Source organism: Arcticibacterium sp., from assembly GCF_055134445.1.
Window position 1 is genome coordinate 39,770 of sequence record NZ_JBSRVI010000099.1, and the last position, 17,406, is coordinate 57,175.

The window sequence follows — 17,406 nt, forward strand, 5'->3', positions numbered from 1 at the left end:
GCTATTTTTTAAATAATAAGCAAACGGCATGAGCTTCTAAGCCTTCTTTTCTGCCCACGAAACCCATATTTTCTGCCGTAGTTGCTTTTATGCTCACACAGTCCTCGTCAATCTTCAGACATTCTGCAATGGCTTTTTTCATACTAGGGACATATTTTCCAATTTTCGGTTCTTGTAGAATAAGTGTAGAATCAATATTTCCGACTACCCATCCTTTCTCATTGATCATGCAGTTGATTTCGTCAAGAAATATTTTACTATCGGCTCCTTTCCATCTGGGGTCTGTGTTTTTAAAATGCAATCCTATGTCTCCCAAAGAAAGTGCTCCTAAAAGGGCGTCGCAAATGGCATGCAGTAATACGTCGGCATCAGAATGCCCCATTGAACCCACGGTATGCGGTATTTTAACACCTCCTAAAGTCAATTCGTATCCAAGGGCTAGTTCATGTACATCGTAGCCGTGTCCTATTTTTATATTCATTGTTTCTTTTGATTGGTTCCAAAATTAAGAAAACAATAAGTTCAATTATCAGTTTCCTTTAGAAGTAGGCAAAGTAATAAAGCTTTACAATTTTTTAATATTGGTTTGAGATTATATTCCCGATTTATAATGACTTTTGATGGATCAATTTCGAACATTATCGCTGTTAATAATTTTCTGAAATGGTCAAATATTAAAAACATGTTTGGAATTGAAATCGGCTTGTTAGCCGTTTTGGTTGTTGCATTGCTCTTTGCATGCCTTTTTGAATTTATCAATGGATTTCATGATACCGCTAATGCTGTAGCTACCGTAATTTATACCAACTCACTTAAACCAAACCATGCTGTTATTTGGTCGGGTTTTATGAATTTTTTAGGGGTTATTACTGGTGGAGTAGGCGTTGGTATCAGTATCATTTATTTACTTCCTGTAGAATTATTAATTGACCAAAATATATACCATAGTATTGCTATGGTTATGGCCATGTTGATTTCGGCCATTATTTGGAATTTTGGAACTTGGTATTTAGGATTACCTTCTTCTAGTTCCCATACATTAATTGGGGCTATCTTAGGAGTAGGTTTAGGTTATGCCTTATTGCCAGATAATACTCTTGGTTTGGCTGCGGTAAATTGGGAAAAGGCTCAAAGTGTCTTTACAGGACTCTTACTAGCTCCACTATTGGGCTTTTCCATGGCTATTGCCTTAATGTTTTTATTGAAGAATGCTATAAATAAAAAGCTACAAAAGATTGTTTTCTCTGAGCCCAAAAAAGGAGCTTTGCCTCCCACTTGGATAAGGTTAATTCTTATAGGAACATGTACTTTAGTCAGTTTTTTCCATGGTAAAAATGATGGTCAAAAAGGCATTGGTCTTATCATGCTTATACTCATAGGGATTCTGCCTTCCATTTATGGGGTTACATCCATAAAGGATTTTCAAAAATTGGAACCTGAAGTTAATTCCATTGATGCCATTGTTTCTAAAATTGATACGCTGGGTTTAGGAAATTCAGAAAAAACACAGATTAATACGATTCAAACGAATACCCTGGTATTACAAAATGCCTTTACAGATGAAAATGTAAATAAACTTGAAATTAGAGGGGCTATTCTCAGTATTTCTAGCAATGCCAAAAAATTGCTGCAATCTGAAAATATTAACTTAAGCAACAAGGATAAAAAGGAACTAGCACTCCTTGCTACTAAAGAAGAAAAGGGAATCCGTAAAGCAACAGACTACGCACCTTTATGGGTGATTCTGCTCATATCAATTTCCTTAGGATTAGGAACTATGATTGGTTGGAAAAGAATTGTTGTTACGGTAGGAGAAAAAATTGGTAAAACTCATTTGACCTATGCCCAAGGAGCTTCTGCGGAGCTCGTGGCAGCCATAACCATTGGTTTGGCCACTGGGTTTGGAATGCCCGTAAGCACTACGCATACACTTTCTTCAGGTATTGCAGGTTCTATGGTGGCAAATAAGGGAATAAAGAATTTGCAATCTGGAACGGTAAAATCTATTGCATTGGCCTGGGTGCTAACATTGCCTGTTTCGATTCTTTTATCGGCTTCTTTATTTCTTCTATTTCGATGGGCTTTTGGTTGATAGTGTTTTGAAACCATCTGAAAGTCTATTTTTCGGTTGGTTTCCTGCTTTCTGCCATTGGGGTTTCAATACATCAAAGTAAGGCTTGTTTATGTCATGGTCTTATGTCCCTTCAAGTAGAAGGTTTGTGTGTCTTTTTGGGCTCGCTTAAGTCGCCATTTTGCTAAACTTAACAATTTATTAATATTGGAAAGTGCCAGCTAGTTTTTTTTATTACGGACTTTTGCGGCACAATAATTAATAAGAGTGAAGGAATAAGCTTTTCCAGCAAGATATTTAGTTTGTAGCATTTGTGACTATTTATCTATTAAATGCGGGATTTTTGAAGGTTAGAGAAGTGAAATTTGATATCTCAAACTTAAAATAAGGAGCGGTTTGTCCACTATATAACAATACATATCTCCAAATAAAATTATAAGTAATGGATCAGTTCTTATCAATTTTTTTCTTCCTTCTAGCTTCTTATTCGGTAATCGCAAACGACTCAATTCAAACTTTAGGAACTTGGATGTCTTCAAACAAGAAGATGCCATGGTATTATCTTGCGTCTTTTGCTGCTGTGGGTTTAATTTTAACGGTTTCGTATAGCTGGTTTGCTAATAATGGAGATATCTCCTACGGTAGACTAGAGAAAATACCATATATAGAGGTGCACTGGTACCATGGAATTGCTCCTGTGGTATTGATATTTTTAACTAGAATAGGTATTCCGGTTTCTACCTCATTTTTAATTTTAGCAACTTTTGCTTCTTCCGTTGTTTTAGAATCTATGCTGATTAAGTCTATCATTGGGTATGGTTTGGCAGCAGTTACGGCTTATGTTTTTTGGATTGCTATTTCTAAGGTTTTAGATGAAAAGGCCAGTATCCGAGGGAAAAACAAGGATTTATGGGTGAGATTACAGTGGGTGTCTACTGGGTTTTTATGGTGGAGCTGGTTAACACATGATGTCGCCAATATTTCGGTATTCTTGCCGCGTCAGATTACAGCTCTTCAGCTTGTGCTTATTTTAGTATTCTTTACCAGTGTTATCTTTTTCATTTTTAGAGAAGGTGGGGGTAAAATTCAAAACATCGTTTTAAGTAAGACAAACACTAAATACGTAAGGTCTGCAACTATCATAGACTTCGTTTATGCCGCCATACTATTCTTCTTTAAAGAAATTAACTCTATACCGATGTCTACTACGTGGGTATTTATAGGCCTTTTAAGTGGTAGAGAAATGGCCATAACGACTCTTTCTAAACATAGAAAAATGAAAAAGTTATTCCCAATTATTAGAAACGATTTTGGTAAGTTGGTTTTAGGTATGACGGTGTCGGTAGTTATAGCCCTAGCTGTTAATTATATAGCATCAAGGAACTAATTCTCTTTAAGAGTACTTATACGATTCAAGGCATTATTTGAATCAAGAATAGAATGAAGATTTTTTTTAGAGCCATCAAATTGATGGCTCTTTTTTTTGCATTGTGTCACACACATGCTTTTTCGCAAAAAGTAGAGCATATCGGAGCAAATTGGTATGAAAGGTTTAGGTTTGGAGGTTATACCCAGTTAAGATATAATAGACTATTTGAGACCAATGAGAACCTAGAATGCGAGCAATGCGATAAATCATTGGGAGCTGGAAAGGGCTTTTTCCTGAGAAGAGCCAGGCTCAAATTAGATGGAAATATCAATGAAAAGATGTATGCTTATATCCAGGTAGATATGGCTACATCTGCCGGTAACTCGCTTCAGCATATGTTAAGTTTAAAGGATGCCTATTTCGATTTGGCTATTGATGATGAAAGAAAATATAGATTCAGAATAGGTCAGAGCAAGCTACCTTATGGCTTTGAAAATATGCAATCTTCCAGTAATAGATTGACGTTGGACAGAAATGATGCCTTGAATTCTGCGGTTAGTAATGAGAGAGATATGGGTATAACATTTTATTATGCTCCTGTGAAAGTACGTGAACGTTTAGCAATGCTCACTAGTGGCTGGAACAAAGGTTCAGGTGATTTCGGCATGTTTGCCTTTGGCTTGGTTAATGGACAGGGTCCTGGGAAAATAGAAAAGAATGATAATCTTCACGCTTTTACTAGATTGTCTTACCCTTTTCAGCTGACCAATGGACAGATGATAGAAGCAGGTATTCAAGCGTATAAGGGTAAGTATAGTATTTCGCTAAGTGATAATAATCTGTCTAATACAGACTTGTGGAAAGATGAGAGGATAGCAGCATCTTTTGTTTATCATCCACAGCCTTTTGGCTTTCAAGCAGAGTATAATATAGGGAAAGGTCCAGAATTTAACCCTGCCACCATGAAAACGGAACTGCAGAGCCTAAAGGGCGGCTACGCTCAATTGATGTACAGAATACAGACAGAACATCATAATTTCACTCCCTTTGTAAAATATCAATATTACGATGGCGGTAAGAAATTTGAAATTGATGCCCGTTCATACTTAGTAAAAGATACCGAAATAGGCGTAGAATGGCAGTATAAAAGATACTTGGAAATAGTAGCTCTTTATATGATATCAAATCGAACTTTTGAAGATGCTATCAGACCAGATTACAATGTAAAAGGTAATACTTTGAGGCTACAGCTTCAAGTAAATTATTAATTTACAAACTTACTAAAGCAGTCTTAAAAACGGTTTTGTAAGTATTGGCTTTGTAATCATCGAAAGTCTCCTTTTTGTGGTAGTCTTCGCCAATAAATGTGATGACTTCATGAAAAGCTCTTGCTTCCATATAACCAGGAATTGGCTGTATCATATTGAACTGTTCATCCAAATAAACGATACTCGGGAAACTCATCTTTCCTTGTAAAAGAGCCACAGCTATATCGTTAGCTCTGTTTTGCTCATTATATTCATAAGTAGTACCGCCTATGGTAATACTACTTTTCGTTTCTGCATTCAGTTTAACGGCATAGAAGTTCTCGTTCACGTATTTCACAACTTCTGCATTTGTGAAAGTTTTTTTGTCCATCACTTTACACCAACCGCACCAGTCTGTATATACGTCTATTAAAACTTTTTTAGGGTTCTGCTGAGCTGCGGCATAAGCCTCTTCCATACTCATCCAGTTAATCTCAGAAGCAACTTGTTTTCTATCGTCCGAGTTAAAGGAAGTTGAGACCAGTATTAAAAAGGTAGAAATAAGTGCTAGATAGGTTTTATTAAACATGTATACTTTTTTTATGATGCTTATTACTAACGTGAAAACGCAAAAAGCATTCCAATTATTCTCTCAAATATGTGTTTTATACTTTAAAACAGGCTCTAAATAAAGTGAATTATATGATTCATGTCAATTTTGAGGTTAAAATCCATGAGCTGTTTATTTAAAAGTCCCGATAAGACTGTTATCGTTGCTTCTTGGTTATCATTCGATTTTTGAATAAGTAAAGGCTCAGTAGGTCTTTTGAGTTCTTGAAATAGTTTAATTTGGGTTGGGATTTGTCAGCCTGTTTTACGGTTACTTTTATGCTATGAATTATTAAATCTCGTTTGTGATATTCATTAATTACTATTCGAAATCTCAAAGAAGCTTATTTTAGCGATCGGGTAATTTTAATATTTAAAATTGCTTAAGTCCTAAGTTCTTTTTTGTGTAAAAATCAATCTTAGAATAGTTCTATTTGATTTTTGTTTTTAAGGCTGAAAGTCGCTCAAAACTTTGCAGTGAAAAGGGTTTGAAACGTAACTTTGTAAACACGAAAAAAAGATAAATCGAATATGTCATTAGTAGGAAAGAAAGCACCAAATTTTACAGCAGTTGCGGCTATAGAAGGTTACACTTTAGATGAGAAATTTTCTTTAGAGAAATATATAGGGAAAAATGAAGTTTTATTATTCTTCTACCCAATGGACTTTACTTTTGTTTGTCCTACGGAGCTAATTGCTTTTCAGAACAAATTAGAAGAGTTTGAAAAAAGAGGAGTTGTAGTAGTAGGATGTTCTACAGATACGGAGCAGTCGCATTTGGCTTGGTTACGTACACCAAAAAAGCAAGGTGGCATACAAGGTGTTACATATCCAATTATTGCAGATACCGATAAAACCATCGCTAGCAACTTTGGCGTTTTAGGTGGTTCTTATGAGAAAGATGCTAACGGCCAGTTAACTTTTGTGGGTGAGCCTGTAGCATTCAGAGGTACTTTTTTAATAGATAAAGAAGGTATCGTACGTCATGAAGTCGTTAATTATTTCCCAATAGGAAGAAGTGTTGATGAGGAATTGAGAACCATTGACGCTTGGCAGTTTAGCCAGAAATATGGTGAAGTTTGTCCAGCAAACTGGCAATCTGGAGAAGATACTTTAAAGGAAAGTCACGAAAGTGTTTCTGAGTATCTATCTGCCAACGCCTAATTTTAAGATAAGGGATATTGAGCCGCTTAGTGAGAATCACTAAGCGGCTTTTGTTTTTTTGGCTACGAAGTTTTATTTTTCTGGTATTAAGGTATTTGATGGACTGTAGAAAATTTCAATTGAGAGAAAATGCGTTCATTGGCTTTTAATTACTGTTTTTATTCTTATAATGTATGCCGTTAAAAACTAAGTGAGAAACCAAAAAATATTTTTCTATGTCCGACATTTTTGCAACCATTTTTTTTCTAATAGCCGTAATAGACCCTCTGGGATCTGTTCCTGTTTATCTGGAGGCCACTAAGCAGTTTGATATTAAGTATAAAAAGAAGGTGGCTTTACGTGCTTCGGTCATAGCATTCTTTATTTTAGTCTTTTTCATTGTCATAGGTCAGTTAATTTTAGAGGGTATGGCCGTTTCCTTGGATGCTTTTCAAATTTCTGGGGGTGTTATCTTATTTCTATTTGCGTTAACTATGATTTTTGGTGATGGTAAACCCCAAATGGAAAAGCATCTCATAAAGGATTATAAACACGTCACTATTTTTCCTGTGGCCATTCCGTCTATTGCATCTCCTGGTGCTATCATGGCGGTGGTATTAATGACTGATAATCATATTTATAATTTCCAGCAGCAGCTTATTTTTACCGTTCTTGTGGCTGTTGTCGTGGGTTTAACATGTTTGCTACTTTTGGGTGCCAACATCGTTCAGGAGAAAGTAGGGGAGTATGGAATTACAGTTATTAGTAAAATAATGGGTCTTATTTTGGCCTCCTATGCTGTTCAAAGTATTCTTAGTGGTCTAAGAGACTTTTTCAAAATGGTTTAATATTATTTTTTTTCAATGGACATGAAACAGTCTTTAGATTTTATAGCCCGTTTGGCTGAGCATAATAATAGAGAGTGGTTTGCCGAATATAGGGCGGACTATGAAACTGCTTTAAGTGGTGTTATCGCTTTTGCAGATGAGCTGTTATTGGAAGTGGGTAAGCATGATGTTTTAGAAACTAACTCTGGTAAGAAATCTTTACATAGAATATATAGGGATGTAAGATTCTCAAAAGAGAAGATTCCATATAAGAATAATTGGAGTGGTAGAATAAAAAGAGCAACGGCCCAAAGAAGAGGTAGTTATTACTTTCATCTTAGACCTGGGAATAAATCCTTTATAGCTGGTGGGTTTTGGGGGCCAGAGAAAGAAGATTTAAAATTGATAAGAGAGCATCTAAGTCAAGAAAGCGAAGCGTACAGGGAAATAATTAACGCTCCAGACTTCTTGGCGTATTTTGGAGAAGTAAAAGGGGATCAATTGAAAAGTGCACCCAAGGGTTTTGCAAAAGATCATGAAGCTATAGACCTTTTAAGACATAAACAGTTCGTGTTAATGCACGGGTTTACAGACAAGGAGGTGCTATCAAAAGATTTCTCTCAAATAGCTTCTGGAGTTTATTCTGAAATGAGACCTTATTTAGATATAATGACTGATTTTTTAACGACAAACCTGAACGGAATCGAGATAGAATTGACTTAGAAAAGCTATTTTAAGAGCAAAAGACAACTAATTTGGATCAGAATAGTACCTTATGTCTATTATTTATCAAAAAAGATGCGGTATGGCTTATAATAACTTGGTAATGCCATCCTCTTTTGCTTAAGTTTGTGTCAATATTCGTAAAATTTAACCAAAAAAACTCTGATAAAAAATGAAATTAACAACTCGTATTGCGGTGATTCTTATGGCATCTGCTGCATTCACATCTTGTGTAAGTAAGAAGAAATTTACTGGTCTACAATCTGAATTAGCTCAATCTCAAAGCTCTCTTCAAAGTTGCAGCGACGACCTTTTAAAATACAAACAAGATTTAACAAAAGCAGAAAACGATTTAGCCAACGAAAGAGCCAGTGCATCTAACACTGCCAAACTTCGTGAAGAACAAATTGCTGACCTAAGAGGTCAAGTTTCAGATCTTCAGTCTTCTCGTAATCAGCAAATGCAACAAGTTGAAGGTTTGACTGTTTTATCGAAAGCAGCAGCTGATAATATTGACAAAACTTTGGCTCAGCTAGAGCAGAGAGATAAGTATATCAACTTACTTAGAAATGCAAAAAACAAAGCGGATTCTATGAATCTTGCCTTGGCGATTAATTTAACAAAATCTCTTGATGTTGACATCGAAGACGAAGATGTTGAGATTAAAGTGGACAGAACAGTGGTTATGATTAACCTTTCTGACAAAATGCTTTACAGAAGCGGAAGCTCTAGAATTACTGCTAAAGCTAATGATGTGTTAGGTAAAATTGCTAAAATCATCAAATCTAGACCAGAGCTTGAAGTTATGGTTGAAGGTTATACAGATGACCAGTCTATCAATACAGACTGTATCGAAGATAACTGGGATTTAAGTGTAAAAAGAGCTACTTCTGTAGTTAGAGTTCTTCAAAAGAACTTTGGAATTGACCCTGATAAGTTGATTGCTGCTGGTAGAGGTGAGTATAATGCTATCGCTAATAACTCAACTAAAGAAGGTAGATCTACTAACAGAAGAACAAGAATTATCTTAATGCCTAAGATTGAGCAATTCTATGACTTATTAAATCCAGATTTAGCTGGAAAATAATCATCAGATGATGAGATACTAAAAGAGGTGCCAAACGGCACCTCTTTTTTTTGGTTTTATCTCTTCCATAAAATTTAATTATGATTTATACCTCTGCTAATTTAGCTTCTAGCTGCTTCATTTCATCTCTGTATCTGGCTGCTTGTAAAAAGTCGAGGTCTTTGGCAGCATTTTCCATTTTCCGCTGAGCTTCCCCCATCAGTTTTGTAAGCTGAGGTTTGCTTAAGAATGCAGTAAGTGGGTCTGCGGCTATATTAAAGGTCTCCGGCTCCACATAGTAGCCTCTGTTAATTGGTTTAGTGTCTGCAATAGAGGTTTGACCCATAATGGCTTCTTTGCTCTTTAATATGGTAGTAGGCGTGATTCCATGTGCCTCATTATATTCTATTTGTAGAGCCCTACGTCTACCAGTTTCATCAATGGCCTGTGCCATAGACTTCGTGATCTTGTCGGCGTACATAATCACTTTACCATTTGAGTTTCTGGCGGCACGACCAATGGTCTGAATCAAAGAACGAATGTCTCTCAAGAATCCCTCTTTGTCAGCATCCATAATAGCCACTAAGGAGACCTCAGGCAAATCAAGCCCCTCTCTTAAAAGGTTTACTCCCACCAACACATCAAAAACGCCCAATCTTAATTCTCTTAAAATTTCTACGCGGTCTAAGGTCTTGACCTCGGAGTGAATGTAGCGGCATTTAATACCCACTTTGTCAAAATATTTACTGAGCTCTTCTGCCATCCTTTTAGTAAGGGTGGTCACCAGTACTCTTTCTTCTCGCTTGATTCTAATGTCAATTTCATCAAGCAGGTTGTCAATTTGATTTAAACTTGGTCTAACATCTATTTCAGGGTCTAAAAGTCCCGTAGGTCTAATGATTTGTTCAATGATGACTCCGTCTGATTTGTTGATTTCGTAGTCGGCAGGTGTGGCAGACACATAAATAGACTGTCCTATTAACTCTTCAAACTCTGGGAATTTTAGGGGTCTATTATCCATGGCAGAAGGCAGTCTGAAACCGTTTTCTACCAAAGAGACCTTCCTAGAACGGTCACCACCATACATGGCTCTTATTTGAGGTAAGGTGGCATGACTTTCATCCACTACCAATAGGAAATCCTCGGGGAAATAATCGAAAAGGCAGAAAGGTCTTTGACCAGGCTCACGTTTATCAAAATACCTAGAATAGTTTTCAATACCGCTGCAATAGCCTAACTCACGCATCATTTCAAGGTCAAACTCGGTTCTTTCTTGAATTCTTTCTGCTTCATGAGGTCTGCCTTCTTCCTCAAAATACTTGATCTGCTTCATCATGTCATCCTGAATCTGTTTGATAGAATCTTGCATGACATCTTTACCTGTCACAAATAAGTTGGCAGGATAAATAATAAGCTCAGAAAGATCATCCATCTTCTTGCCATTTTCTGGGTCAATCATTTGAATTTCTTCAATTTCATCTCCCCAGTAAAGGATTCTATAGGCATAGTCTGCATAACCCGGGAAAATATCAACAGTGTCTCCCTTTACCCTGAAAGTTCCTCTACCAAACTCTAGTTCCGTTCTAGAGTAAAGGATATCTACCAGACTATGTAAAAATTTATTGCGACTAATTTCTTCGCCTTTTTTTATGTGAACGACACTCTTTTTATATTCTGAAGGATTACCTGCACCATAAATGCAAGAAACAGAAGCTACCACCACAATATCACGTCTACCAGACATCAATGAAGAAACCGTTTTTAGTCGGAGTTTTTCAATTTCTTGATTTATCTGAAGGTCTTTCTCAATGTAAGTTCCCGTTGTAGCTATAAATGCCTCCGGTTGGTAGTAGTCATAGTAGGACACGAAATATTCTACTTTGTTTTCAGGGAAAAAGTGTAAGAATTCCCCATACAGCTGTGCCGCCAAAGTTTTATTATGACTAAGTATTAAAGTAGGTCTGTTAATTTGTTTTATGACATTGGCTATGGTAAAGGTCTTGCCAGAGCCGGTTACCCCTAAAAGCACTTGGTCTTGCTCTCCTGTATTTAGACCTTTAACCAATTTTTCAATGGCTTGTGGCTGGTCTCCCGTAGGCTTAAAATCAGACGTAAGTTTGAAGTTCATTTCTTATAGCTTTCTTGCTTTGCAATATAGACCAAACAATTCCTTCTTACAGTATAGTTCAAATTTTTACTATTTGCTTCAAGTCAATTAGCTTTAAATACTTATGCACATATCTTTATATTAGTGATATGGAAAAAAGGGATTTTAAACTTATGAAGTTATTTTATTTTCTAGTGTTCACTTTGACCTTGATATCAATGGATACATATGCTCAAAAAACTGTTAAGGTAGCTTTGGCTCAGATTTTTTGTTTGGATAGTGATAAAAGTGGAAATCTGAAGAGAATTGAAAATGCCATCATCGAGTCGAAGAATGGCGGAGCTGAAATTATACTATTTCCTGAAATGTCCTTAGTGGGATGGGTGAATCCTGATGCACATTCATTATCGAAACCTATTCCCGGAGAAGATTCTGATTATTTAGCCAAATTGGCGAAAAAGTATGGCGTTTATTTGTGTATTGGCTTAGGGGAGAAAGAGGGCGAAAAACTCTATGATAGTGCCATTTTAATAAGTGAGAAAGGTGAAATACTGTTAAAACATAGAAAGAATAATATATTATCGGAACTGATGGAGCCTCCATATAGTAAAGGAAAAGGTGTTCAGGCTGTACAAACTAAATTTGGGAAAATTGGTGTGATGATTTGTGCAGATACTTTTGAGGAAGATTTGTTGATGGAAATGGCTGATTTAAAGCCAGATTTAATGTTGATACCTTATGGTTGGGCAGCAAAAGTGGAACAATGGCCAGAGCATGGTAAGGAATTACACGCCGTGGTTAAGAATGTATCAATGAAACTAAATTGCCCTGTAATAGGAACAGATTTGGTTGGGCAAATCTCAAAAGGTCCTTGGAAAGGTCTAACCTACGGTGGCCAGAGTGTGGCTTATTCCAAAAGCACCAAATTACTACACATTTCTAAAGACAGGGATAGGGATATAACTGTTTTGGAGGTGGAACTTTGAAAGGAAATGGAAGTTGCTTCTTCTGCTCTAAAGTGAAGGATGTCGACTTGTTGAAGACAAAAGTGGCAGTTTAGCTCGTTTAGGAAAGATAAGTTTGAGCGTAAATGTTAAATTGGAGTTTAATCAACCCTCTTTCAAATGAACATGATTTCTAAGAAAAACTCTAATCTTAAAACGCTCTTTTTTCTAAGCCTATTTTTTGTCGCTTTATCATCAAAATCACAGGATTTTAAAACCTTAACTTATCTACAAGGTGATACTGCCAGTCTACAATTAGACCTTTTTTTACCTCACGATAAGTCGGTCAAAGACGTCCCTTTAATGATATTTGTTCACGGCGGTGGTTTTTCTGGCGGAAATAGAACAGCAGGACACGCCTTTGGCAGATATTTATCAAAGAACAATGTGGCTTATGCCACCATCACTTATACACTTTCAAGAAAAGGAAAGGGTTTTGGCTGTGATACACCGCAGGAAGACAAGATTATGGCGATGCGTTTAGCCGCTAGTGAACTTTGGGAAGCAACCGCTTTCTTGTTGGAAAAGGCAGATGAAATAGGTTTTGACAAAAGCAAGGTCTTTATTTCTGGAAGTAGTGCTGGCGGAGAAGCGGTGCTCCATGCCGCATATCTTGACAGAGCAAAGATGAGCCTTCATGGTAATTCTTTGTCTAGTGATTTTAAATATAAGGGCATGATTTCTGGTGCTGGAGCCATCATTGATCTCAACCTTATTACCAAAGAAACCGCCATGCCGACTTTGTTCTTTCATGGAAACGTAGATAATGTAGTGCCTTTTGTTACTGCGTCTCATCATTACTGCGGGCCAGAGACAGTGGGTTGGATGATGCTTTTTGGTTCTCAACCTATTTACCAGCACTTGAAGTCACTGGACGTAAGTGCTCAGTTGCAAGCTTTTGTTGGCGGAAAGCACGAGTTCGCGGGATGGTACTTTTATCGCAAGCAAGAGGTGCTTTTAAACTTTATGAATAAGGTATTAGCTGGTGAGCAGTTTTTTATATCGGAGGAAGTAGTGGAAAGTGCGAAGTAGGAATCAAGTATTTAAAACTTAAAGAGTTCAGCCATGCTATGACTGAACTCTTTTCTTAAACTAAATAGGAAAGTGAAACCATTTATTAGCAATAGATTTAACTCCTTGTGTACGATATTGGTTTGAAAACTATACTCCCTCCATTAAAACCGCTGATTTCGTGTTGTCGTCCGAATGACGATCAATTAATTTGTTAATTGGGTCAATGCCTGCTTTGGTTGGTTTCTCTTTTACGATAAGCTTAAAAGTATTCTCCTTTTTGGTGAATTTCCTCTTTTGAAGATAAAGTAGCTTCTCTTCACCTTTATCATCTTTTCCAAAAACGCCCACATCTATCCAATCGCTTAGACTTATTGATTTTTCATTACCAGAGCTATCGGCTCTAAATTTCTCTGAAATGGTGTTGATAGTGACTTCAAATGTCTTGTCTTTAAGCTCTCGGTATTCTACCTTTTCTGTTTTGTTTTCAAATAGCGTAATGGTTTCAAACATATCTTGAATAATGTATTGAAGAGAATCTGGGGTTTCGGCCTTTATGTATTTCAATAAATCATTACTTGTAGGATAACGCTTGTTTTTAGAATCTGGTCCAGGATATTGCCATTCCGTCAAGAAGTTTCTAAGAGCTAAATTGACTTTCTCTTCACCAATATAATCTTGAAGGGCAAACATCACTAATGAGCCTTTTCTATAATGAATGTATCCTTGACCTTCCACCATGTTTAGGGGTTGTTCCTTCTTTCTTTCTATAGAACGCCCTTTTAGGTAGCTGTCAAGCTCATATTTTAAGAATTTCTGCATCATTTCAGGTTTTACCTTCTTCTTCATGACCATCAAAGCAGCGTATTGTGATTGGGTTTCAGAAAGCATAGCATTGCCTTTTACTTTGGCATCTGCAACCTGATGCCCCCACCACTGATGACCAAGCTCATGAGCAGTCACATAAAAAGGCATGTCTAGGTCTTTTTCTGGATCTGCTATTTTTTGGATAAAGCCTATCCCTTCAGAAAAAGGTACCGTATTGGCGAAAGACTGAGCAAAATCCGCATACTTCGGAAATTCCATAATTCGCATTTGTCGGAACTGGTATGGACTGAAATTCTTTGAATAATAATTAAATGACGCTTTCATGGAAGCCATCATAATGTCCAAATTGTACTCGTGACCTTTATTATAATAAATTTCAAGGTCTACGTCATTCCATTTATCCTTTTTTACTTCGTATTCGGCAGACACAATCGAATAAAAATTAACCATCGGTACGTCCATTTTATAATGGAAATAGTTTCGATTATTCTCTTCCCATTTTTCTTCCAAATAACCCGGAGCTATGGCCGTTTGTTTCTTACTAGTTCCAATTACCATTTCAAAATTGATATAGTCGGCGTCATCACCAAAAAGGTTTTGTGAAAGTCCGATAGGGTCATTTTGCTCCATCATTCTTTCCTTTTCAGGTAATTTATATTTCCTTCTTGTATCATCATCATTAATCTCAAAGTTTTCGGAATAGCCCAATGTGGGGAAATACATATTATTAAAGAAGGTGCCATTGAAAACGACATCGGTGTTTGAGCCTCTGGCTACAAAACCTTTACTTTCATAGGTGGTTTTAAAAGACATTTTCACCGAATCGCTAGGGGCAAGTGGCTGGTCTAAGGTATAAATAGTATAGCCTAGCTTATCATTTGAGGTATCCGCCTGAGTTGCTTTGCTGAATTTTAAATATTCAATTTGCATGTTATGCTGGAAGTCATTTTGAATGTGAATTTCAGCTAACGGTTTATCCGACTTGTTTTTCAGCCAAAAATAGCCTTCTGCCACAAAACTTCTTTGCTCTGGATAAATGTCAACCTTAAGATTGACATCGGTAATTTTAGGGCCAATCTTATTCTTATATTTTGACAAGGTCTTTTCGTAATCTACTTGTATTTGCTCTTCATCTTCTCTTGAGAGGTATTTATTAACCTTATTGGTGTTATAAAACACATAACAACCTGTGGATACAAAGGCCATTAACGCAAATATCCCCAATGTAAGGACAGGTTTAGTAAGACGAAGTTTTCCCACTTTAAGCCTACTTTTCATAATGGATTCAGAACCTCTGACCGATAGCACGACAGAAGCTACAAACAAGAAAATGACTAAGCCTAACCAATACAGTTTAATCCAAGAGAAGGATGTTAGGAAATGCCCAAATTTATTCATGTCCGAATAGCTCCCCAGCCCACCACTGCCAAATATCAATAATGGGTGCTGAATACCTGCTGCTCCCAAAAAGAAGGTTACTAAGAAAAACACGAACATCATGGCAAAGCCAACAAACTTGTTATTGGACATCACTTGTACGAAAAACGACAATAAGGTATACAGGACTGTAAAGGCTAACGTACCAGTAAACATAGATTTAAAGTATAATAACAACTCAAAATTGAAATATCCATGAGCTGCCTGAATAGCTACACCCATAAATATTAAGAGAAGCATCATTGCTATATTTATTAGCATCATACCAAAAAACTTCGCCGTGAGATTCACCCAGTCGGGCGTTGGTGTGGCATCCACTATCAAATGAAAATTTGACACCCTTTCTTTCCAAATCAACTCGCCTGAATAGAAAACAATGATGATTAGAAAAAACAGATCAAATTCATCCAGCATATTTATCACGTTGGCGGTAATAGGGTAAGAGCTCGTACCATACATTTTGGCGAAATAGAAGGAACTGATAATGGTTTGAGCCACTCCCACAAGTAGGATGGCCAAGAATGGCACTTCCTTTATCACCATTTTAAAATAGAAAATAGTTTGCCGCCAAAGCTGGGTTAATTGTGTTCCAAAACCGAAATATTGAATCGCAAATGGAATATTCACGAGCTCTGGTTTGATTTTAGGCGACTTATCTACTTTCAATTTCTTCTTAAAAATGCTATTTCTCACCACATTAAAACTGAAGGAAAAATAAGTGCCTACCAGTATCAAAACGGCAATGCCGCACCATAGAATCCTATTCCAAAGTAACATACCCGCCAAAGGAACCAGCTGACTATTTTTTTCTGAGGGTGTCCAATATTCTGTAAAAATAGAGAATGCCCTAATACCAAAAGGATCCAACATGGAAGCCAAATTTTTGTTCTCAATATCCTCTAAAAGCGTGTCTGAAATTTGATATAAGACGAAAAGAATAATTCCTTGTGTATATATAACTACGGTGGATCTGCTTAATGCTCCAGCGGCAAAAAAGATGGCTCCTTGAATGAAAAGATTGGTGAATCCCCAAATGATAAAGGGTTGGAAGTACGCCCAAGCATCAAAAGGTAGCATGGCTTTTTCTTTCCAAGAAGGATCCCATGGCAAATGCTTTCCAATACCAAAACCGGTCATAAAGGCTATCCAAATGGCACTATAAATAAGCAACATAACAAGGAATGAGCCTGCAAACCGACCAATGAGGTAGTCGAATTTGGACATGGTAGTGCTGAACATCAAAGATTCCGTTTTATGTTCAAAATCTCTTAATACAGCTACGCCCATAATAGCGGAGGCAATAAAGGTGAAAATGAAGGTCATGATCAGCGTCATGAAGGCTATATTATATGGGCTGTTCTCTTTAATTTGGCCACCAGCTATGCCACCAATCGTAACATATTTTGATGTAACCGCAGCAAAACACAAAAGAAAGAGTATTCCAAAATAGAGATACGTAGCGGGTCTTTTCTTACGGTAAGCAAATTCGAACCTTAAAATTTCTTTAAACATGATCTGTAAATTTTAGGTTAGAATTAATTTTGGGCAAAAATCTTAGAGAAATAGACATCTTCTAAATCACCTTCTACGGCTTCAAAACCATCTTCTGGATTAGTATCCGATAGAATATGGATAACTGGATTTCCTGCGATCAGTTTTTCAGAAATCACTTGGTATTTAGCCTTATGATCTACCAAGTCAGATTTATTGATTTTTTTCTCCCATATCTTTCCTTCTATGTCTTTTAAAGCATCTTCAGGGCTTCCTTTAAATAAAATTTCGCCTTTATTGAAAATAGCCATATCAGAACAGAGCTCTTTAACATCATCCACAATATGTGTGGAAAGAATCACAATCGTGTTTTCGCCTAGTTCTGATAAAAGGTTCAGAAATCTATTTCGCTCAGCAGGGTCTAAGCCAGCAGTGGGTTCATCTACAATAATGAGTTTAGGATTGGCCAATAG

13 protein-coding genes and 1 pseudogene are annotated in these 17,406 nt (G+C 36.8%); 9 read left to right on the forward strand and 5 right to left on the reverse strand.

Annotation, left to right across the window (positions count from 1 at the left end; translation table 11 throughout):
- Nucleotide 1: 1 nt before the first annotated feature.
- Entirely contained in the window at nucleotides 2–481 is a 480-nt protein-coding gene (ispF, locus tag ACTBZY_RS12995; RefSeq protein WP_463046763.1) for a 2-C-methyl-D-erythritol 2,4-cyclodiphosphate synthase, read from the reverse strand.
- Nucleotides 482–682: 201 nt separating this feature from the next.
- Here ispF and ACTBZY_RS13000 point away from each other — a divergent pair, with 201 nt between their 5' ends.
- From ACTBZY_RS13000 to ACTBZY_RS13010, 3 genes are all read left to right on the forward strand, one after another.
- A complete protein-coding gene (locus ACTBZY_RS13000; protein ID WP_463046764.1) occupies nucleotides 683–2,092 on the forward strand; it encodes an inorganic phosphate transporter in 1,410 nt (469 codons plus the stop codon).
- Nucleotides 2,093–2,513: 421 nt separating this feature from the next.
- Nucleotides 2,514–3,458 carry a hypothetical protein gene (locus ACTBZY_RS13005; RefSeq protein WP_463046765.1) on the forward strand — a complete coding sequence of 315 codons (945 nt, stop codon included), beginning with the start codon at nucleotides 2,514–2,516 and terminating at the stop codon, nucleotides 3,456–3,458.
- Nucleotides 3,459–3,511: 53 nt separating this feature from the next.
- Complete coding sequence (locus ACTBZY_RS13010) at nucleotides 3,512–4,708, forward strand: porin (RefSeq protein ID WP_463046766.1); 1,197 nt, start codon at nucleotides 3,512–3,514, stop codon at nucleotides 4,706–4,708.
- A 1-nt stretch (nucleotide 4,709) separates the two neighbouring features.
- On the opposite strand, the gene ACTBZY_RS13015 is transcribed toward ACTBZY_RS13010, so the two are convergent.
- Entirely contained in the window at nucleotides 4,710–5,276 is a 567-nt protein-coding gene (locus tag ACTBZY_RS13015; RefSeq protein ID WP_463046767.1) for a thioredoxin family protein, read from the reverse strand.
- 551 nt (nucleotides 5,277–5,827) lie between these two features.
- Between ACTBZY_RS13015 and ACTBZY_RS13020 the strand changes: the two genes are divergently transcribed.
- The 4 genes from ACTBZY_RS13020 (at nucleotide 5,828) to ACTBZY_RS13035 (ending at nucleotide 9,076) form a co-directional block, all read left to right on the forward strand.
- Nucleotides 5,828–6,460 carry a peroxiredoxin gene (locus tag ACTBZY_RS13020; RefSeq protein WP_463046768.1) on the forward strand — a complete coding sequence of 211 codons (633 nt, stop codon included), beginning with the start codon at nucleotides 5,828–5,830 and terminating at the stop codon, nucleotides 6,458–6,460.
- Between the two features lie 215 nt (nucleotides 6,461–6,675).
- Nucleotides 6,676–7,287 carry a MarC family protein gene (locus ACTBZY_RS13025; RefSeq protein ID WP_463046769.1) on the forward strand — a complete coding sequence of 204 codons (612 nt, stop codon included), beginning with the start codon at nucleotides 6,676–6,678 and terminating at the stop codon, nucleotides 7,285–7,287.
- Between the two features lie 21 nt (nucleotides 7,288–7,308).
- Nucleotides 7,309–7,989 carry a DUF2461 domain-containing protein gene (locus tag ACTBZY_RS13030; protein ID WP_463046770.1) on the forward strand — a complete coding sequence of 227 codons (681 nt, stop codon included), beginning with the start codon at nucleotides 7,309–7,311 and terminating at the stop codon, nucleotides 7,987–7,989.
- A gap of 172 nt (nucleotides 7,990–8,161) precedes the next feature.
- On the forward strand, nucleotides 8,162–9,076 hold the full coding sequence (locus tag ACTBZY_RS13035) for an OmpA/MotB family protein (RefSeq protein WP_463046771.1): 915 nt from the start codon (nucleotides 8,162–8,164) through the stop codon (nucleotides 9,074–9,076).
- A gap of 85 nt (nucleotides 9,077–9,161) precedes the next feature.
- On the opposite strand, the gene uvrB is transcribed toward ACTBZY_RS13035, so the two are convergent.
- Nucleotides 9,162–11,183 carry an excinuclease ABC subunit UvrB gene (gene uvrB / locus ACTBZY_RS13040; protein ID WP_463046772.1) on the reverse strand — a complete coding sequence of 674 codons (2,022 nt, stop codon included), beginning with the start codon at nucleotides 11,181–11,183 and terminating at the stop codon, nucleotides 9,162–9,164.
- A gap of 197 nt (nucleotides 11,184–11,380) precedes the next feature.
- Here uvrB and ACTBZY_RS13045 point away from each other — a divergent pair, with 197 nt between their 5' ends.
- Nucleotides 11,381–12,148 carry a carbon-nitrogen hydrolase family protein gene (locus tag ACTBZY_RS13045; protein WP_463046773.1) on the forward strand — a complete coding sequence of 256 codons (768 nt, stop codon included), beginning with the start codon at nucleotides 11,381–11,383 and terminating at the stop codon, nucleotides 12,146–12,148.
- A 144-nt stretch (nucleotides 12,149–12,292) separates the two neighbouring features.
- A complete protein-coding gene (locus tag ACTBZY_RS13050; protein ID WP_463046774.1) occupies nucleotides 12,293–13,198 on the forward strand; it encodes an alpha/beta hydrolase in 906 nt (301 codons plus the stop codon).
- A gap of 129 nt (nucleotides 13,199–13,327) precedes the next feature.
- Here ACTBZY_RS13050 and ACTBZY_RS13055 read toward each other — a convergent pair whose 3' ends face one another.
- Together ACTBZY_RS13055 and ACTBZY_RS13060 are read right to left on the reverse strand one after the other, a co-directional pair.
- The gene (locus ACTBZY_RS13055) at nucleotides 13,328–16,954 is read right to left on the reverse strand and encodes an ABC transporter permease/M1 family aminopeptidase (protein WP_463046775.1); all 3,627 of its coding nucleotides are present in this window, start codon (nucleotides 16,952–16,954) and stop codon (nucleotides 13,328–13,330) included.
- Nucleotides 16,955–16,977: 23 nt separating this feature from the next.
- Nucleotides 16,978–17,406, reverse strand: a pseudogene (locus tag ACTBZY_RS13060) (ABC transporter ATP-binding protein); the annotation flags it as partial.